Raw genomic sequence first — 24,338 nt, forward strand, 5'->3', positions numbered from 1 at the left:
CCTTTTATCACTCTTCTCTATATCAGACTTTTATATCTATTCATCTACATTTCTTGCTATCAATACTGCTACAACATCGTTTAGTCTCTCGCAATTTACACAGACCACTGAGGTCTTTTCATGCTAAAATTTTCAAATTCTGCTTATTTATAAAACAAGCCATTACCTTATAAATGGCTTATTTTTAGAAGGTTTTATTCATGTTCAAATGGTTTGAAAAACGTGTTGATCCCTATCCAGAAGAAGGTTTAAACCAACCTTTACCGACCACGTTCTTTCCGTTTGTATGGCAGGCCGCTAAAGGTGTACGTGGCTATTTGTTGATTTTGATTTTATTCACAGCTGGTGCTGCCAGTTTTGAAGCTTTGTTTTATGCCAAAATTGGTGACTTAGTAAACTGGCTCAGTAAAAGCCAGCCAGAAACATTTTTAGCAGAACATGGTTCAAATTTAGTCCTTTTATTCTGTATTTTATTGGCCAATATTTTATTTGCGAGTTTACAGTCGATTATTAAACACCAAATATTATTTAGCACTTTTCCGATGCGTCTGCGCTGGCGCTTTCATAATTTACTGCTGAAGCAAAGTCTCGACTTTTTTCACAATGACTTTGCAGGACGCCTCTCCGCAAAAGTCATGCAAACCGCACTGGCAATACGTGAGTTTTGGGTTATTTTGGGTGACATGTTGGCTTATGTGCTGATTTATTTTGTCACGGTCAATCTGGTGCTTGCCGCTATTTCCCCACTCCTAATATTGCCTTTACTGGTCTGGTTGGCGTTGTTTATCTGTGCTGCGTATTACTTCATCCCACGTTTGAGCAAAGTTTCAAATGAACAGGCTGATGCCCGAGCTGTAATGACTGGTCGTGTTACCGATGCCTATACCAATATTCAAACAGTGAAGCTTTTTGCCCATGCAGGACGTGAAAGCTTATATGCCAAAGCCTCGATGCAGGAGTTCATGGTCACCGTCTATAAACAAATGCGTTTAGGTGCCAAATATGAAATAAGCATCCTGTTTTTAAACATAGTGCTGTACGCGGGTGTACTGGGTACTGCAGTTTGGTTATGGATGAATGGGCGAGTTGAACTCGGTGTTATTGCTGCTGCAACGGCTATGATTTTAAAACTGAGCAGTATTGCTGAATTTATCATGTGGCAAACCTCAGCACTTTTTGAAAGTGTCGGCACTATTCAAGATGGCATGAAAACTCTCGGTCGTTCGATCACCATTCAAGACAAACCTGATGCCAAAGACCTTGAGGTTAAACAAGGCGTGATTGAATTTAAAGACGTCACTTTCGCGTACAACAGTAAAAATGTCATCGACAATTTAAACCTACGCATCCGAGCTGGTGAAAAAATTGGGATCGTGGGTCGCTCTGGTGCAGGGAAATCAACACTGATTCAACTATTACTGCATTTTTATCAATTGAAACAGGGTGAAATTTTAATTGATGGACAGAATATCGAAGATGTCACCCAAGACAGCTTACGTCGTAATATTGCCTTAGTGACTCAAGATACCTCCCTGCTACACCGTAGTGTCGCAGAAAATATCAAATATGGCCGTCCCAATGCCAGTGATGAAGAAATGTATGCTGCTGTACGTAAAGCCAAAGCCGAAGAGTTTATTCCTCAGCTGACTGACTTACGTGGTAAATCAGGTTATGAAGCCTATGTTGGTGAGCGTGGAGTGAAACTTTCAGGTGGCCAACGTCAGCGTATCGCCATTGCTCGTGTGTTCTTGAAAGATGCACCGATTCTAATTTTAGATGAAGCCACCAGTGCCCTAGACTCAGAAGTTGAAGCTGCAATTCAATCTAGCCTTGATGACTTAATGCAAGATAAAACGGTGATTGCGATTGCTCACCGTCTTTCAACCATTGCTCAAATGGATCGTTTGATTGTGCTTGATGAAGGTCGTATTGCAGAACAAGGGACACATGAAGAGCTGATTCAAAAAAATGGTATCTATGCGCACCTTTGGCAGCGTCAAACAGGTGGATTTTTAACGGAACAACATCCAATTAAAAAGAAAGAAGCCTAATTTTACTTTCCATTTTCAGCACGCATAGATCATTATCATCAATGATTTTAGTGTGCTGATTTTGAAAAGATTTTACTTAACTTTTAGCATCATTTGCTGAGCCTTTACTTTTATCGAGAGTCTTATATTTTTGCTCAGAAATTTATGATATTTATAATATCGTTCTACTAAATCAGAAATGAAAAGGATACTGAATTGATATAGGCTCGGAACATATTGTCCAACAATATGCTCCATGAATTTGAAATATTCATGCCAATATAACTTTAGTCAGATAAGAAAGAAAAATGCAATGGATCGCGCATGAAAACAGTTTCACTTCGCCAAGATCAAGGAATTCCTGGTGTTTATGGCTTATTGTTGTTAGATGTTGTGTCTCGTTGGGGCTATAACGCAGAGACGCTATTTTCCCCTTTTCAACTCACGAGCGAACAACTCGCAGAGCCTGACTTTCGCATACCTGTTCATACTGCCAATGAACTTGTGAAGTTGGCCAGCCGTCTCACTGGTGAGCCCACGCTTGGCTACCATCTAGGCACGCAAATGCGTATTTCAATTCATGGCTTCATTGGCTATGCCATTATGACCACCCATGATATTGGCGAAGCCTTGGTACTTGCTAACCGCTTTATTCAACTGCGCATGCCTTTTTTGCAGCTTTTCTTTTCCACCTTTGGCGAAAAAGCGACTTTACAATTACGCTGTGATGTCGATATAGAACCGTTGCGTACCGATATTGCGATCAGTATTATTTTTGGCATTGTTTCTATGAGCAAGGCGCTCACGGGCATTGAAAATCTGGCTGGGGAAATTGATTTTGATTTTCCAGAACCAGAAGGCTTTGATCGCTATCGAGCAAAGCTGCCAAACCATAGTGTTCGCTTTGATCAACCACATTTACTTTTGAGTTTCGATAAGCATTATCTAGGTTTTAAAATGGTCAATGCTGATCCACTTGCAAGCCAAATAGCCATTAATCAATGTGAAGCTGAGCTCTCAGCCATGGGCGAACGCCGAAGATTATCGATGCGTGTACGTGACATTTTGACGCGCTCAGAACAACACTATTTAAGCATCGAGCATGTGGCTGACCTCTTACACATGTCTGATCGAACACTGAAACGCCAACTGGCTGCTGAAAGCACATCTTTTTCCACCATTGTGGATGAAGTGCGTTACCGTCATGCCACGTCACTTTTGTCACGTACAGACTATAGCTTAGAGCAAATTGCGGATGAACTGGGATATAGTGATGTGGCAAATTTCAGCCGAGCCTTTAAGCGTTGGAGTGGACGCAGCCCGAGTAATTGGCGTAAAGATCCGTATTTATAGATCTTTTGTTTTGATAGAAAAGCATGTATAAATCATGCGAAAAATGATTTTTGTATTTTAAGGAGTTATTCATGAATCATCCTTCAGAATTGAAGTATGCAAGTACACATGAATGGGTGCGTATTGAAGGTGATCTTGTTGTAACTGGTATTTCAGACCATGCACAGGATGCTTTAGGCGATTTAGTCTATGTTGAAACACCAGAAGTTGGTCAACAAATCACTGCGGGCGAACAAGCGGGTGTGGTTGAATCTGTAAAAACAGCTTCTGATATTCATGCACCAGTTTCTGGCACCGTAATAGAAATCAATGCCAATCTGGAAGATGATCCTGATTTCGTCAATGATGACCCTTATGGTAAAGGTTGGATTTATAAAATCAAACCAGACAATATCGCAGATGTAGAACAACTCCTTTCAAGCACAGCCTATGAAGCGGGTCTATAAGCCTAGTATTCATATTTACGGCTCAAAAAAATCAGTCTACGGACTGATTTTTTACATATATACTCTTATTTTGATAAATTCACTCTATATTTATATATTAATCTCGATTAAACACAAGAATTTATCGCTATAATTACACTTTTCACGTGCATTATCCTATAATTTAGTTGTTCTAATTTCACAGCCGTGACCTAGCTTTTGCATAAAATAATAACAACAGTTCACGTTCTGTGGCCTCATCTTCGAGCCAAGGGTTCTGCATGTCTGCTCTCAATACATCATCACTATGGAATAAGTCTTTTATTCTTTGCTTAGCGAACAATTTGTTTTTGTTCATCTTTTACTTTGCACAGACTTCAATCCTCCCAATCTATATTTTGAATGATTTGGGAGGAAACCTTGCACAAGCAGGCTTAGCCATGACTTTGTTCATGGCATCGTCTATCGCAGTTCGCCCTTTTAGCGGACTCATTATTGAAAAATTGGGCAATAAGAAAACGCTTTTTATCGCAGAGGCCCTATTTTGTTTGTTTTCCTTGGCCTATTTGTTTGCTGATAATTTACAACTGTTACTACTGATTCGTTTTCTACATGGCATTTGGTTCAGCATCGTCACCACAGTTGCCGTACCTATCGTCAATGAGTTTATTCCAGAAAAACGTAAAGGCGAAGGCATGGGCTATTTTGTCATGTCCATTAATCTGGGGATTGTACTTGGGCCATTCCTCGGTTTAACCCTGATCCAGTTTGGATCCTATCCAATGGTCGCAGGGATTTTAGCGTTTAGTGTCTGTCTCGGTTTCTTGTTTTGCTTCTTTATCCCAATTCAGCAGTCCACTCAAAAATTGACACCCGCCGTGAAGCGCAAGCTCAGTATCCATGACTTTGTTGAAACTAAAACCTTGAATATTTCAATTATGGGCATGATCGTTTCTTTTTCCTATGCCAGTATCATGTCGTTCATTTCAACTTATGCAGAGTCTAAACATCTACTGAACTACGCGAGCTTGTTTTTTATCGTCTTTGCGATTTCCATGATGAGTCTACGCCCGATTACAGGCAAAGTTTATGACCGTCGTGGGGCAAGTTATGTGATTTACCCAGCGATTATATTATTTAGCTTGGGGCTTATGATTCTCAGTCAGATTCAATCTCTGACGGGTTTATTGGTTGCGGCAGTATGCGTTGGCATGGGCTTTGGTTCTGCACAGCCTTGTCTACAAACTTTAGCTATTCAAGGTGCAGAAAAGCATCGGATTAGCCATGCGACCTTCACGTTCTTTACCATGTATGACTTAGGTATTGCTCTTGGCTCTGTTTTGTTAGGTATACTCATTGCTAAGCAAGGTTATAGCTTCACCTATTTATTCTGTGCACTGACAACCGTTTTAAGTTTATTTTTCTATGCCTTTATTACGAATAGAAAGAAAACCGCTTAAAACATCAATCCGTATGCCCATAGTAATGAACATACGGACTCAAAAATTAAGCGTCGTCTTTCTCTTCTTCAGCTTCTTTGGCCTTTTCGGCAACCGCTTGATCAAAAGACAAAGCACTACTTGAGTTTAACTGTGGGTTAGCACGACTACTCTTTAATTTAATCTGTAGACGTAATTCATTGACCGAGTCTGCATTTCGTAGCGCTTCTTCGTAAGCAATTGCACCTTGATTGTATAAATCAAACAAAGCCTGATCAAAGGTCTGCATACCTAGCTCTCGTGACTTCGACATCACTTCTTTGAGTTCATGGAAATTCCCTTTAAGTATCAAGTCTGACATCAACGGCGTATTGAGCATGATTTCCACTGCTGCTCGGCGACCACGACCATCTTCAGTTCGCACCAGACGCTGTGAAATAATCGCCTTCATATTGGAAGATAAGTCCATCAAAAGTTGATTGCGACGTTCGTCTGGGAAAAAGTTAATAATTCGATCTAAAGCCTGATTTGCATTATTAGCATGTAATGTGCCTAGGCATAAGTGGCCTGTTTCTGCAAAAGCTATGGCATGCTCCATAGTCTCCGTGTCACGAATTTCACCAATTAAAATGACATCGGGCGCTTGGCGCAAAGTATTTTTCAAAGCATTGTGCCAAGAATGACAGTCTACACCCACTTCCCGATGAGTAATCATCGATTTCTTATGCTTGTGAACATATTCCACTGGGTCTTCAACCGTAATAATGTGCCCTGCCGAGTTTTCATTTCGATGATCAATCATGGCCGCCAAAGACGTAGATTTACCCGACCCTGTACCCCCAACTACCAATACTAAGCCACGTTTTTCCATAATCACGTCTTTTAAAGACGTTGGAAGTTGTAACTTGGTGAAGTTAGGAATTTCCGCGGTAATCGTACGAATCACCATCCCCACATGCAGTTGCTGCTGAAAAACATTGATACGAAAACGCGAAACATTGGGAACGCTAATTGCAAAATTACACTCAAGCTCAGTTTCGAACTCCAATCGTTGCTTTTCGTTCATTAAGCTATAAGCAAAGAGCTTAGTCTGATCAGATGGCAAATTTTGTTGACCCAATGGCTTCATAAGGCCCTGATGCTTAATACTTGGCGGAAAGTCTGCAGATATAAATAAGTCTGAGCCACCATACTCAACCACTTTGCTGAGCATGTGAAACATCATCCGACGGGCTTCTTCTAAAAGTTCTGCAGAATACATAGTGTTCTCTAAAAATTAGTGCAAATAGCTGACTTTAAAAAGCATTTCTTTTATTCAAAATACAATTTTTATCGTGTTGTTTCAGGCTTCTGATTTTGCATAAGTTTATGCTCTAGCTCAACCTAATTTATCGTTTGATAAATAACTTTTAGCTTATTTTTCAATTTATTATCTTAATTTTTTGAACTGCATCACAAAAAAAAGACCTTTCATTGAAAGGTCTTTTTGGTTGCGTTGATTAAGCACTACGTTGAACAGCGTGGCTGCGTAATGTGTCGGCAACCTCTAAAAGTACTTGCTCGGTTTTTTCCCAGCCTAAACAGCCATCGGTAACAGACTGACCATAGACCATGTCATCTGAAATTTTCTGATTACCATCAACCAAATGACTTTCAAGCATGACACCACACACATTGCTTTGCGTACGTTCTGCAACAATGCTACGCAATACATTAGGTTGATTGAGTGGATTTTTACTACTGTTACCATGACTACAGTCAATCACCAAAGCAGGTAATTCATCTTTGACTTTATCTTGCATATGACGAATATCGGCTAAAGCATAGTTAGGCCCCGAGTTTGCACCACGTAAAATCAAGTGTGGCTTCGGATTTCCTTGGGACTGAAGCATACATGCCATGCCTTGCTGCCCAATTCCCATGAACTGGTGAGGGTTTGATGCAGACTGAATCGCATCCAGAGCAATTTGAATTGAACCATCTGTGCCATTTTTGAAACCAATACTAAACGGCATATGACTCGAAATTTCACGATGAATCTGCGACTCGCTGGTACGCGCACCAATAGCTCCCCATGCCAACAGATCGTCGAAATAAGCAGTCGCCATCGGGCTTAAAATTTCTGTAGCAATCGGCAAACCCATTTCAATAATCGCTAAATACAATGCTCGAGACTGCTCTAATCCCAACTGCATATTGGAAGATCCATCAAGTAAAGGATCGTATAAAAAACCTTTCCAGCCCACCGTAGTCCGTGGTTTTTCAATATAGGCACGCATTACGAAGAAAATCTGATCTGAAACTTTGGTTTGTAATTGTTTTAACTTTTCAGCGTATTCTAAAACCGCAATAGGGTCGTGAATGGAACACGGGCCTGTAATGACCATTAAACGATGGTCTTTGCCTTCTAATATATTTTGAATGGTTTGACGCTGTTCAGCAATTTGTAGTTTTAATGGCGTTGAAAGTGGCAACTGCGCTTTGAGTTGCTGCGGCAAACTTAAAAGTGTTTCTTGAACTGTCGTTTGAGTACTTTGTAGTGCAGTATTTAGAGCATTCATTGGTTTGTATCCTTTGGACTGTGGTGTTCAGTCCGATCTTTTATTTGAGCGTTATGGGTCTAATGGATTGCTGGGCTAAAGTCATAAATTGACTAAAGTAAAACCAATAAAAGTTGCTAAAGTATGAATAGTTAGTTGTTTTCATGAAGTACTCCAAAATTTATTAAAACAGCAGATATAAAAAAACCTGACCAGGGTTGCCGATCAGGTATTAACTAGGTGGGCAACCTCTTGATGCCCGAACGCGTTCAGGCAATTATCTAAATTGCCAGAAGTAATAATTTGCGTTAGAGATTACAGGTTGCTTTAACATTTTTATATCTTCAAAAAATATGTTATCTGAAATTTAAAATACGCTGATTTTTTTGCTTTTACAACACTTTTTTATACAAAAAATTCTGTTCTATTCCGTTTAAGCCTTTGCCTTTAACTTAATGGCCTATCATGTTTGAGTTCATGAGAACAGTCGCTATGAAGCCTAGTGTAGTTTTAGCAACTGCATTTCTGCCTGCTGAGCACAAACAGGTGGACTAAACAGATAACCTTGCCCAATATGACAGCCCATATCTCTTAACAGCTGCAATTGTGTTTCGGTTTCAATGCCTTCGGCAACGATATCCATTGATAAAATCGGGCCGAGTTTGGCTAACCCTTCGACAATGGCATAAATCGATTTATCATCACTTAAGCGTTGTACAAAAGAGCAGTCAACTTTAATAATATCAACAGGATAATCGCGCAAATGAGTAAGAGAAGAATGCCCCGTACCAAAATCATCCAGTGCTATTCGCACACCATTTGCTTTGAGTTTTTTTAAAGCACGAACCACATATTCATAGCCGCGTTCAGCCAAATGATATTCAGTAACCTCAATTTCAACAAATTTTGAGGGTATGCGGTAGGATTTGAGACGTTTTAAAAAGATCTCCGCAAAATTATCACGCATAAACTCAACAGGTGCTGCATTAATTGAAATGGGTACAATGTGTAAGCCTTTTGCCCACCATTCAGTAATCTGCTTGAAAACCTGATGCTGCATAATCTCACCAATACGGCTGGATAACTCATAATCATTAAAAGCTGCTGCGATTCGTGCAGGGCTTTGAATGTTATTCTGATCATCACGCCAGCGTAATAGCGCTTCATAACCAATAATTCGTTCTGAATCTAAACAGACCTTCGGTTGAAAGAAAGCCTCGATGGCAACATTACGAATAATTTGGTGCGCACAATTCAGTTGTTCAGATTGTTCCCGTACTGCATTAAACATATCCTGATCAAACATGCGCATACCGCCACGGCCTTGTGCTTTAACATCATTAAGTGCTGTGTCGGCACATTTGAGTAACTCACTGAGGTCATTGGCATCATCTGGATAGAGGCCACATCCAATGCTCATACCACCATTGATGTAGTTCCCCGAAAATGTGATGGGAATCTCGAGTTGTTGCAAAATCTGCTGGGCAATTTGATTGAGCTCACCGATATCCTGCACATTCGGAATAATCACACCAAACTCATCCCCACCAAGACGTGCCAAGAAAGCACGTCCTTCTAAAATTTGTTTTAAACGTTTCGATAAAATTCTTAAAAGGTGGTCACCTGCCGTATAACCCAGTGTGTCATTGATGGTTTTAAAGTGATCTAAATCCATCAACATGACGGCTAACTTTTGTTTTTTATCACGTGCGCTGTTATACAGTTTTCTGATTTTTTCTTTAAACGCACGCCGGTTATTTAAACCGGTTAATTCATCACGTTCGCTGCCTTGTTTTAATTTTTGTTCAGTCAAATATTGCAGCGTGATATCACGTGAAACACATAAAATACTCTGGGTTTTTCCGTCAACATCAAGTACAGGTGTCAGAACATTATCCCAATAATAAACTTTACCGTCCGATAAACTCATGCCGTTAAAACGGGAAATTTGGCCTTGGCCTGCATCATGCAATGCTTTTTTGGCTTTTTTACGCACCGCAGGAGGCAAAAGTTCGACCCAAGACATACCAAAGTCCTTAACATCTGCACTTCCCAATAACATGACACATGCCGACTTATTCATATGGGTGACCGTGCCATCTGGCTCAACCGCAATAATGCAGTCTACGCTGGCATTTAACATATCCGAATGGGCACGTAACAGCGCCAAAGACTCGATATAAATTTTCATGCCCAGATGAATATCAGTGCAACTCAGTTGAAATCCAGCCGTCGAGCGATCCATTTCACCTTGGACTAAGAACCAATGATACTGGCCCTGATGATTACGAATCCGACAGGTTTTTTCAAATGCAAGCTCGGCAATTATCGGTTGATGCAAAAACTCATCTAATGCTGGCACATCTTCTGGATGAATATATTCGACCAAATTAAAGCTATCTGCAGATAAATCCATTCCGCCTACATAATGACGTAAGGGTAAATTTATATATTTACAGAGGTCATTATGAATCCAAAAAAGCTGAGGAATAATATCAATCAGATTGTGGTTTTTTTTTGAAGTAGAACGCATTCCTGCCTGTTGATCATAAGCAATATTTTTAGATTTATTCTTAGGCTGTGAATGGGTTCGAGACATAATAATTATCTGCAACTTAAACTTGCTGGTTTAGTCCATAACCAGACATATTGTTTAAAAAAGAAATCAAGCAAAGTCATGAAAAACAATGAAAAAAAATGAAAAACAAAAAAGTAAATATAAGTATAATGACGCTGCGTGATTACCATCACAATATGCATCATATACAACTTATATAAGCGTATACCAATGAAAAATTGCAACTATTACACAAATTAGACAAATAACTGAGAGCCGTTTTCAATAGCAAATGAGTATTCATTTGAGCGACATAGCAAAGCTAAACAACTTTCACTGAAAAACCAATATTAACAATAATTTATTTTAAGTAAATACCGACTATTCACATAATGATTAAATTTAATCCGACTTACACAAAGACATCATATAGAGGGGTTTTACGCCCTACTTTTGTGCAAAAAAAAAAGCAGAAACCTAATGGGTCAATATTATCCAATAAAGTTTCTGCTCTGGTACATACTTGTGAGCTATGATTTAAAGATTCTTTTTTTCAATAAACTCAGATTGTGTTTCAGAAAAGACTGTGTAGGGTCACTTTTTTCATAACATTCATTTGGCAGTGAGTATTTAGCCAATTTCACCCAAACAGATGAGAACTGTTTGATAAAGCTCGCTTCATTGTAATGAATTCCATACTCTGCACACAGTGCTTTAATTTTGGGTGCGACTTGTGTGTAGCGATTGGCTGGCATGTCCGGGAAAAGATGATGTTCGATTTGATGACTCAAGTTCCCGCTTAAGATATGCAAGCCCTGTGTCCCACTAAAATTACTTGAGCCTCGAATTTGGCGTAGATACCATTCGGCCCGTGTTTCATTGTTGATATTGTCCATTTCAAAGTTTTCAGCGTCTTCGGTAAAGTGACCATTAAAAATCACCGCGGATGCCCATAAACTACGAATAACATTTGCTTCTGCTGCTAATTTATATTTGTCAGGGTTCGTATCAACCGCAATAATACGGCTGGCTTTGGCTTTTTTTGCACCTTGTACAACAGCGAGACCAATACCACCTAAACCAAAGACTGCAACGGTATCACCCTCTTGCACTTTGGCTGTATTTTTGACTGCACCTAAACCAGTAGTCACGCCACAACCCAATAAACAGACGTGTTCAGGGTTAGCATCTGGATTAATTTTAGCCAAAGACACTTCTGCGACAACGGTATATTCAGAAAATGTTGAACAGCCCATGTAGTGATAAATCGGTTGTCCATTATAAGAAAAACGCGTTGTACCATCGGGCATCAGACCTTTACCTTGTGTAGCTCGAACTGCAACACATAGATTGGTCTTGCCTGACTGACAGAATAAACACTCGCCACACTCAGCCGTATACAGTGGAATAACATGATCACCCGGCTGAACGCTAGTTACGCCTTCACCGACCTGAACTACGATACCCGCACCTTCATGGCCTAAAACTGCTGGAAAAACACCTTCAGGATCATCACCAGATAAAGTAAATGCGTCGGTATGGCATACACCTGTATGGGTAATTTTGACTAAAACTTCACCTTTTTGCGGTGGAGCAACATCAATTTCTACAATTTCCAGAGGTTGTCCAGGTCCAAAGGCAACTGCTGCACGTGATTTCATTTTCGCTATCCTTACTTAACAGGTCTTTAACAGATGCGCTACAGTAACCGCTTTTTATTCTCTGTTTGAACCTATAACATGTGAAATATATAACTTATAAAAATTAGGTCTTTAAAAGAAATATGGCGATACCAACTCATTGTCGACCGCTGATTTTGCTGAGCACCGTTTTAACACTCGCGGGATGCCAGCTCGCCCCTAATCAGGCTAAGCCTTCAGCCCCTGTAGAGGTATATGCAGAGCATTGGCTCAAGGGTCAAGATGTATCTGCACAGCAAAAACAGGGACTTACGGCTTATTTGGCATTGGACGAAGCATTTATGAGCATTGCCTCACGCTTACACTTGATACGAGAAGCCAAGCACAGTCTAGATGTCCAATACTATATCTGGGGAGATGACTTTATAGGCCATATGATGTTGCATGAACTGCTGAATGCTGCGGATCGTGGGGTGAAAGTACGTTTATTAATTGATGACCAAAACGGCACGGCACTTGATGAAACCTTCAAAAAGTTGGCCGCTCATCCCAACTTTGAAATCAAATTATTTAACCCTTACAAATACCGCCATTTACGTGTGATTGATTATGCTTTCCGCTTCAATCACATTAACCATCGTATGCATAACAAGCTGATCATTGCTGATGGTGCAATTGCGGTAACTGGTGGTCGTAACATCAGCAGTGAATACTTTGATGCCAGTGAAAAATTCCAATTTACTGATTTGGACATTTTATTTTATGGGCAAGCTGTAGAGCATGCTAACAGTGTATTTCTAAATTTCTGGAATGATGATCTCAGTTATACCATTCCCCAATTAGTGGGTCGTGGGACAAAAGAAGAACTGGCTAAATTAAAACAGCACTATGAAGCGGATGCCTTAGATAAAAATGTGATTGAACAGAAAATTGATTTGGCTCGGATACAAGTCGATTCAGAGCTGACTAAACATCCTGTTAACTGGGCAAAGGCTCATTTCATTGCCGATTCTCCCAATAAAATTCGTGGTGAAGCAAAGCCTGATGAAATCATTGTCAAACAAATGTTCGATTTGATGGGCAAGCCTGAAAAGCATATGGAGTTGGTCTCCGCATATTTTGTTCCAACCACAGCAGGTGCCGAATATCTCTCCAATTTGGCAAAAAATGGAACTCGAGTTCGGGTCTTAACCAATTCGTTATTGGCTAATGATGTTGCCATTGTGCATGCATTTTATAAAAAATATCGCCGTGGCTTGCTTGAAAATGGCGTCAAATTATATGAATTTAAACCTTATATCGAACGAGAGAAATACACATGGTATGAAGTGGCAACTGGTCATGTGATTCCTGCTAAAGGTCGAAGTTCCTCACGGCTCCATGCCAAATTTTTTGATATAGACGGAAAAGTCTTTGTCGGTTCGTTTAACTTTGACCCGCGCTCAGCCCATTTAAATACAGAAGTAGGCTTAGTGGTGGAGTCAGATCAATTGCAAAATGCAATCTCACACAAGTTAGATGAATTTCTCCCGCATATTGCATATGAGTTAAAGCTTAATCCTCAAGGCGATATCATTTGGCTTGAACATCAAAAAGATGGAAGTGTCATTGAACATCAAAAAGAACCTGAAACCACAAAATTTCAGCGTTTTATGATGAAAGCTGTATCCTACCTGCCCATTGAATGGATGATGTAATTACAGGTGAATGATGTTATCCACATTTTCTAATGTACGATAGCTTTCTGTTTAGGCTGAGTTGCTTTGTTTTTAGGCTCAGCTTAAAAATACTTTATCTATTGCTATTTTTAATAAACAACTTTGAATATAAGACTCGAACAGAATAATTGGATCTGATACCTAAATTCATTCAAGGGCTTGAAAGGTTTTACTGAGTACACACTTTGATTTAACATGCAGCCCTCCTTTTTTATCTCTCCTTTATAAAGTTTAGTAATGCAATTTTTTGATTTAAGTCGTCAGTTTAATCTCAGCAATATTTTAACCCCCTACAAAACACTAGAAAATCTTGCCCGACAAGAATGGTTTCTAAGTAAAGTGCGTGTTGAACATGACTGCTTGGTTGACAATGACATGGTTGAAGGACAAGTCGTTTTAAAATCCAATCAAAATATCCAAATTGAACTGGAGTGGCAAATCCAAGATACAGGCCATGAACTTTTAGTTCGGTTTAAAGGGATCGAAACAGCTGCAAGCGAAGAGTCTTTTGTTTTGGTGAAAGGCGCTCAATTGATCGATGAATCGCAACAACCACTTTCGGCAGGTGCACTCAGCCTATGGATTGATGGAACATTATTTCCTATGCTGCCACAACTACGCAAACAGATTAAAGCGCGGCTTAATCTCTGGGACTATGTTGAGTACGAAGACTAAAGCAGACCAACTATCTACGAATGGCTGGAACATTCAGTCATGTGGATAATCCAAATAGTGACCTAAAGTAAGCCTATTTCAGAAAATAAGTTGTAATAAGCCTCGGCTTTTTTCTCTAAAGCCAAAGGATAGGCACGAGAAGAAGATGGCATCCGATAAAGCCTCAGGTCTCGCCCAGCAAAATGCGTCTCGGACTTCATGCCAATTTGTGGTTTTAACGTACCAGTAGGCATAGACAGCATGAGCGTATCAGTGGCTTTATCGCCCGTGGTCATCACACTATGACATTCGGGCATTTTTTCAAGTAAATGTTGTATATTGGTTGGGGTAACAATATGCAAAAACTTATCTGAAGCATTGCCTTTTTGGCGAATCACTTCATAGGCCGTATCAAAAATCGCAATGCCCCGTTCATTTAAAAATGTACGGATCTTTTGTTCTTTAAATGTCTTCTGCTCGATATTGAGAAAATAATTTTTATCTTGGAAAAAACACAGGCCAAATATTTTCCACATATCATTTTGAAAATTTGGATAGTAAAAGTCCATTTTCCAGCGGGTCTTGGGCGGCGGAAAGCTGCCCAGCATCAATAATTTGGCATTAGCTGGGAGGAACGGTTTAAGTGGATGTTTTTCGATTTCAACTGAATGTGTCATAAGCTATAAAAAATTGTCTTTATTGCATTTTAAAAAGATTGGCGTATTTTTTCAGCCACTTGTTTACCCCAAAATTGATAAATTTCTTTGCTAGGGTGGAAACCGTCTTCGGCCATAACTAAGTTTAAAGCCAAAAATTTCTTGAGATCGTACTCTATCCAATCCATCTGATTTTGCTGGGCGACAAATTGGCCTAATTTTAAGTTCATCTCTTTGGCATATTGACCGAACAACCATGCAAGTGGGTTTGGAAGTGCAGGAAACTGATCCATCGGTGGTACACCTGATGCGATTGTTAGTTGTGGACTAAACTTATGTTTGAGTATGTCATAAAGCTGCTTCTGTTTTGCGATCCAAGCCTGCGGCGAAGTGAATTTTGTAATGTCATTTACGCCCACAGAAGTAATGATGACATCAAAATGCTGTGTCTCAAGCGTTTGGATGGACTGAATGACCTGATCTGTGGTGAATCCCGTCGTTGCTTGTAAATAAAATTGAATACTAAACTCAGATGACAGTTCTTTTAAAATTGAACCCAATAACGCATCATCTTGAGCATTTACACCAACACCTGCCGCTGCTGAATCCCCCAAAATGAGCAAAGCAAGCGACTGACCCACGCCCTTTTGTCCAATGCGCTCTCCTTCGGGTTCAGCCAATCTTGGTGTATTTTTTTTGACAGCATAGCCCTGAAAAAGAATGACTGGAATTAAAGCCAGCGTATAAATTTTTAATCGCATATTCAGTGACTGGGTCTAAGCTAGCTAAGAGATGAAAATAGTATACGTTGAATTGCACCGATACACAGACTTAAATATTTTTCAGAAATATTGCTGCAAAGTAAATAACATAACATAACACCTATTAAATCAATAATTTATAAGACTTAATATTATTCTAACAATTTGAGTCTTTGTCTTCGGCTATTTTTCTAAGTGACAAATATAATCTACAACTTCACTTGCCATCATACTAAAGCGGCTGTTGGCAGGAACATCAAAACTTTCACCTGCATAATACAGAGTCATTTCAGTCTGTAGCCCAATTTTAACTTGGCATTGACCTGAAACAATTTCAATATGCTCCGCAACATGCGTTTCAAACGTCAGCGGTTGATCTGTAGGCAAAATAACCCCAAGGGTCTTTTGTGAACCATCTTCACATTGAATGACATGACTGATTGAGCGCCCACCAAAATGAACATTGGGCTTTTTTCTGACTGAAACAAAGTCGAATTGTGTGGACATCTTGATCACCTTTTTCTTCAATGCTACCTCGATTTTATGACCAACTCATGAATACACTCAAATGATCATCTGGAAATAGCAACATATGTTTAGAAGGCAGTGGCATAGTTAAAAATAAAAAGGCTGATTTACAGCCTTTTTATTTCAATCATTAACCCAGTTTATTGACCAATTTCAGTGGTAAAATTTTCATTGCTAAACCCAGTGGTAACCACGGCCATTTAGGAACATAGGCTTTTACAGGGGCTTTTTCAATTTCTGCGGCCAACAGTCGTGAACCTGTTTTTTCATCCACTTCAAAAGGTAGTGGTTTGGCACCCTCATTAATTTCTGTACGAATATAGCCAGGAAAAATAGTCGTGACTTTAATTGGGGTATTGAGCAGTTCTGCACGAATACCTTCAGCCAAATGTGCAACACCCGCTTTACTTGCACCATACGCTGTCAAATGTTTCGGCATACCGCGGACTGCACTCATAGACGAGATAACAACCAAATGCCCTGCATTTTGCTCACGGAAAATTTCAACTGCAGCTTCGCACTGCGCTAGAGCTGAAATAAAGTTGGTTTCAACCGTGGCTTTATTAATCGCAAAACTGCCTTTACCAATTCGACGTCCATCTCCAATTCCAGCATTTACAATCACACGGTCTAAATGGCCAAATTCTTGTTTAAATGCACGAAAGACTTCAAACACTTGATCGTAATTGGTCACATCTAAAACTTTAGGGATGACTTTTATGCCGTACTTGCTCTCAAGTTCCTGTTTTAGGCTTTCGAGGCGATCTAAGCGTCGTGCACAAATTGCCAAGTTATAGCCTTTTTGTGCAAATTCGCGCGCCATACCTGCACCAATGCCAGAACTTGCCCCTGTAATTAAAATTGTTTTAGCCATGTCTTAATCCTGTCCTTAGATCCATGTCAGTAAGTTTGAGTTTTCGGCTTTAATAAAATGATGTTCATTGAGACTTAAAAGCTGCGGTTCATTGCCCACCAGTCGTAATGTGGTCATGCTGCTGTTGGCAATAGCCCAATTTAGGGCAAAGGTTTTATTTGGACTTAAACCCAACAGCTTACCTGCAACCACTGAAATTACACCGCCTGAAGTAAACACCACAGCATAGCGCGGTTTGCTTTGAGCCAATTCATCACACAAATCTTGTAAAGCGACTTCAATTCGACTTTTAAATTCAGGCCATGATTCATCGTATTCATGGTGATAATCGCCACCTGTCCATCGTTCAATTGCCCCTTCAAATATCTTGGCCAAATATGCACGTGGGTTCGATTCTTTAGCCACATCGGCTTTTAGTAAATGTGGCTCGTTAAAACGCGGTTCGTAATGAGCGAAGACTTGTTGATGATTGAACTCATTCCATGCAGAATTTGTTAAAACATCTACTTCAGGAAAGCACTCAGCCAAAGAAATACATGCCGTTTGCTGATGTCGCTGCATGGAGCCTGACACCACCACAGGCGCTTCTTTTAAGATCTGATCAAAATATTGACCTAAAATTTTGGCTTGGAGTTCACCATTGGGAGAGAGTTGATCATAACTTTCTGCACCAAAAGATGCTTGCCCGTGGCGAATGAAATAAATAGTGGTCATTTGCCTAATATTTCCTTCATTTTAACAATGTATTTTTGAGCGACTTCATTGGCTTCAATTTTTTGTAAACCAATCAATTTAAGTGCGCGAATATGGAGAGCATGAATTAAAATCCAAAAATCTTTGAAGGCTGGGTTATTGGTCTGCTTATGGTGATAGCGATAATAAATTTGTTGGGCAATTACGGCTAAACGGAAAATGCCAAAGACTTCATAAAAGGTCCAATTCTCGACCTCTAAACCCGTTTTTTCTAAATAATAATCGACCACTTCTTTACGTGTGAACATGCCTTTAAGATTTGTCGGTTGACGACGTGTCGCTTTAAAGAGTGCACTATCCGACTCTTCAACCCAATATGCCAAGGCCGAACCTAAGTCCATGAGTGGGTCACCGAGCGTTGCCATTTCCCAATCTAAAACTCCAATAATTTGCGTCGGATGATTCGGATCTAAAATGACATTATCAAAACGCCAATCGTTATGAATTACGCAGGTTTTTGAGTCTGCTGGAATATTATCTTTCAGCCACTTTCGCACATATTTGAATGAAGGGACGTTAATGGTTTTGGCTTTTTCAAAACGAGCGTCCCAACCTTCCACTTGACGACGACAATAACCCTCACCTTTACCAAGGTTCTCAAGTTCTGTGCCTTGGTATGGCACTTGATGAAGTTCGATCAGTTTATCAATCACATTGATACACAACTCACGAACTTGGGCTTCTTTAAAATCTAGCTCTCTCGGTAAATTGGCACGTGGAATAATGCCTTCTACACGTTTCATCACGTAGAAGTCACAGCCAAGAACAGATTCGTCCTGACACAATGCAACCATTTCGGGAAGTACAGGATAAAAAGGGGTTAAATTCTTTTGCACATGATATTCACGTGCCATGTCATGTGCAGATTTAGCTTTGGTACCTTTGGGTGGGCGGCGTAGAATTAGATCGACATTGTCGTATTTCAATCTATACGTCCAGTTAGATGCACCGCCTGAGTATTGCGTGACTTCAACCTGCCCTTGTAGATCGACACCTTGTGCTTTGAGCCAGTTTTCTACGGCTACAGCATCCAGTTCTTCACCCGCCCGAACTGTTCCACCTACATCAATCGCTGACATTCTTTTTTCCCAAACTATCAATCTTTTCTTTATGACTAAGAAGATCATCTATTCTTATTTCAACACGATGAATTAAAGAGATGATCTTCTCCTCTATTATTTTTTACGACGCGTACTATAGCCGCGTTTTGCCAGTTCTAGTTTTGCAATCATGCCTTTATGGACTTCATCTGGTCCATCGGCCAAACGCAGTGAACGTGCTTGGGCGAAGAAACCTGTCAAAGGTGTATCACGCGACACACCTGCTCCGCCGTGAATTTGAATCGCCATATCGACCACTTTTTCAAGCACACTTGGCGCAACGACTTTAATGGCAGAGATTTCAGTTAACGCTGTCATATTCCCTAAAGTATCCATTTTATACGCAGCATACAAGGTTAATAAACGTGCTTGATCAATTGCAACACGTGCATCAGCCACGCGCTCTAGGTTTCCACCTAATTTTAAAATCTCTTTGCCAAATGCAGTACGACTCATGCCGCGATCAATCATCAACTCTAAAGATTTTTCCGCAGCACCAATGCAGCGCATACAGTGATGAATACGACCCGGCCCTAAACGACCTTGGGCGATTTCAAAACCTTGACCTGCACCACCAATAAAGTTGGAAACAGGAACACGAACATTACTAAAGCTAATTTCGCCGTGACCATGGGGTGCATCGTAGTCACCAAAGACTGGTAACATTCGTTCTATTTTGACTCCAGCCGTTTCAACAGGCACTAAAACCATCGAGTGTTGATGGTGGCGATCTTTGGTTTCATCTGGTGTATGCGCCATAAAAATAATAATTTTGGCATTGGGGTCACCTAAGCCTGAAGACCACCATTTACGGCCATTTAGCACAATTTCATCACCTTCGATCACGGCTGTTGCTTGCATATTGGTCGCATCAGATGAAGCGACGGCAGGCTCTGTCATGCAGAAAACAGAGCGAATTTTTCCATCTAAAAGCTGCGTAAGCCACTCTTGCTTTTGAGCTTCAGAGCCATAACGCCACAATACTTCCATGTTGCCACTGTCAGGCGCATTACAATTAAATACGGTCGGCGCAAGAAGACTTCGACCTGTGAGTTCTGCAATATGAGCGTACTCTTGAACCGATAGACCTTGACCCAATTCAGGACAAGGCAAAAACATATTCCATAAACCTGCAGCTTTTGCTTTGGCTTTGAGCATTTCAAGTTGTGCGGGCCACTGCCATTTGGTCCAGTCACCACCTTGGTTTAGTTCATGTACCTCATGCCAAAAGTCAGTTTCGATCGGCTCAATTTCGTTTTGAATAAATTGTTTGGTACGTTCTACATAATCTTGAGCACGTGCTGAAAGTTCAAACATGGCTACTTCCTTCGATCTATTTTGATATTTTCGCTTTACATCAACATAACCTGAAAACTAATATGAACAAAATGATTTTATTTTATAGATCAGCATGAACAGTATTCATAGTAAGTTACCCATTGATATGGGACTTTTTCATCGCATCGATATCAATTTATACCCACTTTTTATTGCGATTTATGAGCAAAAAAGTATTTCAAAAGCAGCTCAAATCTTGTCGATTACGCAGTCTGCTGCCAGTCATGCCTTGCAGCGTCTACGTAGCCATTTAAAGGATGATTTATTTGTTCGCTCTGGCAGCCAAATGCTTCCAACACCTTTTGCAGAACAAAATTACCTGATTATTAAAAATGCTTTAATTGCAATTCAAAGTATTTCCATGCAGCAGCAAAGCTTCGACCCGAACATGGTTCAAAGCCTAAAAATTGCGATTCATGATGAAATCGAACCAATTGTTTTCCCAAAGTTAGTCGCTCACTTTCAGAAACTTGGATTAAGTATTCAGTTCATGAGTAGTAAGCTGGACCGTAAAACGGTAGATGCCGATTTAGTTTCTCAACAAATTGATTTTGTGATTGATTTGGAACAAAACTTTGGCGATAAAATTCAATTTGAGAGCTTGGTCAAAGACCAGTTTGTGGCTTGTACTCAGCTCCAGCAAATCAATGCTGAATTGTATTTGGCTGCACCGCATATTGGTGTGTCATCAAGGCGAACTGGTGTTTTGGTTGAAGATGTTCATTTAAATCGTAAGCAACTGTCTAGGCAGGTTTTTTTGCGTTGTCAGCACTATTCCACTGCGCTACAAATTTTAGAGCAATATCCAAATGCAATTTTAACGATTCCTCAAAATATTTTGAGCCATTTGCATGTTTCCCCTCTACTCAATATTTTTGATGTTCCTGTGAAACTGCCGCAGATGAATATTGGAATTTATTGGCATAAAAATTTAACTGAAAATAAAAGACACTATTTTTTAAGGAACGAAATTTATAAAATTTTTGCTTAGGCTATTTTATATAATTTAAAAAAAATCGAAGTTCTAACTTAGTTTCCTGTATTGACTGTCATTTGGAACCTCTAAACAACCAACGCACCAGTCTTACAAATTACTCCTTGTTTTTCTAATTCTGTATCTTTGTTATTTGCACCATAACCATTTGTAGGGCACTCAATATGAAAGTAAACAATAAGCATCTCATCTTAAGATGCTTAAAATATGGAGTAAATATTAATTTCTTAATAGCACTTATAAGGAGTTAAAACTTAGCGACCGTACCAAGAGTTTATTCTTTTTTACATAGCTAACGGTAAATCTTCTTGTTTAGCTCGTTCAAATGCATCAAAAAATTCTTCTTGTTGTACTTCCCTATTTACCACAGTGCATACTGCTTTATCTTCTGCAGTTTTTTGATCTACCTCTTCTCCCTTTCCACTACGACGGGACTCATATACCGTCCTTTGCCGGAAATAACTAAATGGTTCAGCATTACTCATAAAACCGTACTTAGAGTCATGAATATAGTTTTGATAAAAGCTCATAATTTCTGGTGTTGATTCTTTATGCCAACTCGCGAACTCCCAATCATCTACGTCTAAGAAAAACTCATATGCTTTTGAAACAGGTGACAATATTCTAAAAATATTCATTCCACCAGATTTATTAGGTGCTGTTAGGTTTTGTAATTTTTCTAAGCGGCTGATTTCAGTTGCCATATCTGATGGGCCGATCGGTAATATTTCACGAAATTTATTATCTTTACGTACATTTTGACTGACAGAGGCTGTCTTACTTCTCGCCAATGTACCATACGCACTATAATAAACTTTCATAGCAGCAATAATTTGATCTTGAACTTTTCCTGTAGACGGTATTTGTGCTTTTACCTCATCATATAAACGCTGTGTTTCGTATTGAATTTCAAACTGTTCAGCAAATAACGCGCCATACTTTTCTTTTAATTGGTCATAATCAAACATTCGGACACCTGCACTGACCGCATCTTCCAGCATGTCTTTCAGTGGGATACGGGCAAAGTTGTCATTTACATTTTGACTACCAGGCGTGTAGCCACCTCCGACATCGGAATGCATGCCTGGGTAAACGAGTTCTTTCCAGTTTGAATTGGCAATTTGCCCATTTTCTTTATGAATTAAATCAACAGGGAAGGCAAAGCGCAGCTCATTTCCTGCAACATGATGCACACACATTTTGACGCGCTCATCAATGACCATATCCCGACCTTCAAAAGTTAAATTATTATTTAAGTTGGTCGCTGGTAAGCCAAATGAGGCCACGGTATCAAAAATTCCCATAAATTTAAATTCAATGGGATATTTCCCAGTACCATAGATTAAACCGTTGCAATCAGACTCACATTGCCACATAAATTGATTGGTAAAAGCACGTGCTAAAGCAGCACCACGAGAAAAGCCAAATGTAGAAATATTAATTTTTTTAATGAGACGATGTTGCTTTAAACTTTTATCGACCTCTGCAAAGCTATACACTTTTTTTTCATTTGCATATTTACCTGTGTCTATTTCTGCTTTTTTCGCATTGATGATCATGACTTGCTTTAACGCATCATTCAGTTGGTCTTCGCCATAATCTAGGCGTCGGGTACCACCTGTCCCTACACCAAGGCCAAAACCACTATGGTCTTGCATCATAGCGAGTGCACGTTGAAAAATATTTAGCTCACCATTAAACCGTGTGCCTACACCTGATACATAGATTGCATAATTTGAGCTATCTTTTCCTTCTTTTTTATGTTCATCAAGGAGAGTTCTTGCATTACGCCATAATCGAGCTGGATTAGACCACTTCTTTTTTTCTTCATCAGCATCTTTGTTATTGCCTGTACCGTCAAAAAAAACCGAAATATGGACTACATCGGAACAATCCTGTTTTGCAGTAGGTGGCGTATTTGAAACATCGTTATTAGTTTCTACGGTTCGTTTTATAATCGTTTTCGTAAACATTATATATACTCACTATTTATTATTTTTTAATTGATTGAGCCACTTAATTCCTTTTTCGGTTGGATTTGGCCAATTATTAGATGTCGTAACTTCAACTGTATCATCTGGATAGATATGAGCAGCTAAATATTTCTTACCTTTTAATTGTTCTTTCGTAATAATTACTTGGTTTTTAGCAGAGTGTGGTTTACCTGTTTTTGCATCTTTCCATGTAATGACTTGAGGACCAGTTTTAATTGAGTTCGTTGACATAGCTCCACCGAAGCCTCCTCCAATTTCTTGTCCATTCAGTTTCAGCATATAGTCAGAATAAGTTGGATCATAGTTGAAGGATGTAGTAGCTATATCATATGTTGCATTCGGTCCAATACCAGCACACCCAGCAATGCTGAAAACTAAGCTAATAGGGAGAAGGAGTTTTTTTATGTTCATGATAGTTCCTTGTTTTCTTTAAAATATTTAATCTATGTAAACATATATAATTTATATAGATTAAATAGCTTTAATCGTTTTCATAAACATTATTTAGATCTATTTAGTTAACCTATCGTACCAAGCATTACCTTTTACAGTCGGATTTGGCCAATTATTGGATGTTGTAATTTCAATACTATCATCTGGATATAAGTGTACCGCCAAGTACTTCATTCCTTTAATGTCTTCTTTTGTTAGGCTGACTTCATTTGTAGCATTATGAACTTGCCCTGTTTTTGCATCCCTCCATGTGACAATTTGAGTTCCAACTTTTACAGGAGAAGTATTCATAGATCTCCCATAACCTCCACCTATTTCTGTACCATTTAATTTCACCATACAGCTTGCATACGCTGGATTATAATTAAAGGATACTATTCCCATATAATATGTTGCATTTGGTCCAATACTGGCACATCCAATTAATGCAAAGATAATTACTGGTATTAAAATTCCTTTTTTAGGATGAATCAGTATCATTGCTTAAATCTGTCCATATGCCCAATTTCCGATACAGCCAGATAACGCCAC

Annotated in this window: 21 protein-coding genes; 7 read left to right on the plus strand and 14 right to left on the minus strand. The window is 39.5% G+C overall.

Features of this window, described 5'->3' with window-relative positions:
- Positions 1–200: 200 nt before the first annotated feature.
- The 4 genes from MN200_RS08640 to MN200_RS08655 all read left to right on the plus strand — a co-directional run bounded on the left by MN200_RS08640 (position 201) and on the right by MN200_RS08655 (position 5,268).
- Positions 201–2,051: an ABC transporter ATP-binding protein gene (locus MN200_RS08640; protein ID WP_126036372.1), complete on the plus strand. Its 1,851-nt coding sequence runs from the start codon at positions 201–203 to the stop codon at positions 2,049–2,051.
- A 303-nt stretch (positions 2,052–2,354) separates the two neighbouring features.
- Positions 2,355–3,383, plus strand: coding sequence for an AraC family transcriptional regulator (locus MN200_RS08645; protein ID WP_004979806.1), 1,029 nt, complete (start codon positions 2,355–2,357; stop codon positions 3,381–3,383).
- Positions 3,384–3,454: 71 nt separating this feature from the next.
- Positions 3,455–3,829: a glycine cleavage system protein GcvH gene (gene gcvH, locus MN200_RS08650; protein WP_176537700.1), complete on the plus strand. Its 375-nt coding sequence runs from the start codon at positions 3,455–3,457 to the stop codon at positions 3,827–3,829.
- A 260-nt stretch (positions 3,830–4,089) separates the two neighbouring features.
- Entirely contained in the window at positions 4,090–5,268 is a 1,179-nt protein-coding gene (locus tag MN200_RS08655; protein WP_242759178.1) for an MFS transporter, read from the plus strand.
- 46 nt (positions 5,269–5,314) lie between these two features.
- On the opposite strand, the gene MN200_RS08660 is transcribed toward MN200_RS08655, so the two are convergent.
- From MN200_RS08660 to MN200_RS08675, 4 genes are all read right to left on the minus strand, one after another.
- The gene (locus MN200_RS08660; RefSeq protein WP_242759180.1) at positions 5,315–6,508 is read right to left on the minus strand and encodes a PilT/PilU family type 4a pilus ATPase; all 1,194 of its coding nucleotides are present in this window, start codon (positions 6,506–6,508) and stop codon (positions 5,315–5,317) included.
- A 238-nt stretch (positions 6,509–6,746) separates the two neighbouring features.
- A complete protein-coding gene (locus MN200_RS08665) occupies positions 6,747–7,808 on the minus strand; it encodes a 3-deoxy-7-phosphoheptulonate synthase (protein ID WP_010326643.1) in 1,062 nt (353 codons plus the stop codon).
- Positions 7,809–8,286: 478 nt separating this feature from the next.
- Entirely contained in the window at positions 8,287–10,386 is a 2,100-nt protein-coding gene (locus tag MN200_RS08670) for an EAL domain-containing protein (protein WP_242759182.1), read from the minus strand.
- 488 nt (positions 10,387–10,874) lie between these two features.
- Positions 10,875–12,005, minus strand: coding sequence for an alcohol dehydrogenase catalytic domain-containing protein (locus MN200_RS08675; protein WP_157843580.1), 1,131 nt, complete (start codon positions 12,003–12,005; stop codon positions 10,875–10,877).
- Positions 12,006–12,127: 122 nt separating this feature from the next.
- Between MN200_RS08675 and MN200_RS08680 the strand changes: the two genes are divergently transcribed.
- Both MN200_RS08680 and MN200_RS08685 read left to right on the plus strand, forming a co-directional pair.
- Positions 12,128–13,681: a phospholipase D family protein gene (locus tag MN200_RS08680; RefSeq protein WP_058869559.1), complete on the plus strand. Its 1,554-nt coding sequence runs from the start codon at positions 12,128–12,130 to the stop codon at positions 13,679–13,681.
- A gap of 258 nt (positions 13,682–13,939) precedes the next feature.
- Positions 13,940–14,377, plus strand: a complete 438-nt coding sequence (locus MN200_RS08685) for a hypothetical protein (protein WP_058869558.1) — start codon at positions 13,940–13,942, stop codon at positions 14,375–14,377.
- A 62-nt stretch (positions 14,378–14,439) separates the two neighbouring features.
- Here the strand turns inward: MN200_RS08685 and MN200_RS08690 are convergent, their stop codons facing one another.
- The 7 genes from MN200_RS08690 to MN200_RS08720 all read right to left on the minus strand — a co-directional run bounded on the left by MN200_RS08690 (position 14,440) and on the right by MN200_RS08720 (position 20,345).
- The gene (locus tag MN200_RS08690; protein WP_058869557.1) at positions 14,440–15,033 is read right to left on the minus strand and encodes a uracil-DNA glycosylase family protein; all 594 of its coding nucleotides are present in this window, start codon (positions 15,031–15,033) and stop codon (positions 14,440–14,442) included.
- A 29-nt stretch (positions 15,034–15,062) separates the two neighbouring features.
- Positions 15,063–15,773, minus strand: coding sequence for an SGNH/GDSL hydrolase family protein (locus MN200_RS08695; RefSeq protein WP_058869556.1), 711 nt, complete (start codon positions 15,771–15,773; stop codon positions 15,063–15,065).
- Positions 15,774–15,956: 183 nt separating this feature from the next.
- Positions 15,957–16,280, minus strand: coding sequence for a pyrimidine/purine nucleoside phosphorylase (locus MN200_RS08700; RefSeq protein ID WP_010326633.1), 324 nt, complete (start codon positions 16,278–16,280; stop codon positions 15,957–15,959).
- Between the two features lie 151 nt (positions 16,281–16,431).
- Positions 16,432–17,175: an SDR family oxidoreductase gene (locus tag MN200_RS08705; protein ID WP_005399526.1), complete on the minus strand. Its 744-nt coding sequence runs from the start codon at positions 17,173–17,175 to the stop codon at positions 16,432–16,434.
- 15 nt (positions 17,176–17,190) lie between these two features.
- On the minus strand, positions 17,191–17,889 hold the full coding sequence (locus tag MN200_RS08710; RefSeq protein WP_078425610.1) for a histidine phosphatase family protein: 699 nt from the start codon (positions 17,887–17,889) through the stop codon (positions 17,191–17,193).
- Positions 17,886–19,007 (minus strand): phosphotransferase family protein, encoded by a 1,122-nt coding sequence (locus tag MN200_RS08715; RefSeq protein WP_242759185.1) that lies wholly within the window; start codon positions 19,005–19,007, stop codon positions 17,886–17,888. Before MN200_RS08715 ends, MN200_RS08710 begins: the two co-directional genes overlap by 4 nt.
- Before the next feature lie 96 nt (positions 19,008–19,103).
- Entirely contained in the window at positions 19,104–20,345 is a 1,242-nt protein-coding gene (locus MN200_RS08720; protein WP_242759186.1) for an acyl-CoA dehydrogenase family protein, read from the minus strand.
- 94 nt (positions 20,346–20,439) lie between these two features.
- Between MN200_RS08720 and MN200_RS08725 the strand changes: the two genes are divergently transcribed.
- Complete coding sequence (locus MN200_RS08725) at positions 20,440–21,357, plus strand: LysR family transcriptional regulator (protein WP_242759188.1); 918 nt, start codon at positions 20,440–20,442, stop codon at positions 21,355–21,357.
- Positions 21,358–21,644: 287 nt separating this feature from the next.
- Here MN200_RS08725 and MN200_RS08730 read toward each other — a convergent pair whose 3' ends face one another.
- The 3 genes from MN200_RS08730 to MN200_RS08740 all read right to left on the minus strand — a co-directional run bounded on the left by MN200_RS08730 (position 21,645) and on the right by MN200_RS08740 (position 24,278).
- Positions 21,645–23,333, minus strand: a complete 1,689-nt coding sequence (locus tag MN200_RS08730) for a DUF2235 domain-containing protein (protein ID WP_242759190.1) — start codon at positions 23,331–23,333, stop codon at positions 21,645–21,647.
- A 12-nt stretch (positions 23,334–23,345) separates the two neighbouring features.
- Positions 23,346–23,765, minus strand: coding sequence for a hypothetical protein (locus tag MN200_RS08735; protein ID WP_058870680.1), 420 nt, complete (start codon positions 23,763–23,765; stop codon positions 23,346–23,348).
- 99 nt (positions 23,766–23,864) lie between these two features.
- Positions 23,865–24,278 carry a hypothetical protein gene (locus tag MN200_RS08740; protein WP_242760519.1) on the minus strand — a complete coding sequence of 138 codons (414 nt, stop codon included), beginning with the start codon at positions 24,276–24,278 and terminating at the stop codon, positions 23,865–23,867.
- Positions 24,279–24,338 lie beyond the last annotated feature (60 nt).

This window comes from Acinetobacter sp. LUNF3, from assembly GCF_022699605.1.
In the GTDB taxonomy this organism is placed as follows: domain Bacteria; phylum Pseudomonadota; class Gammaproteobacteria; order Pseudomonadales; family Moraxellaceae; genus Acinetobacter; species Acinetobacter johnsonii.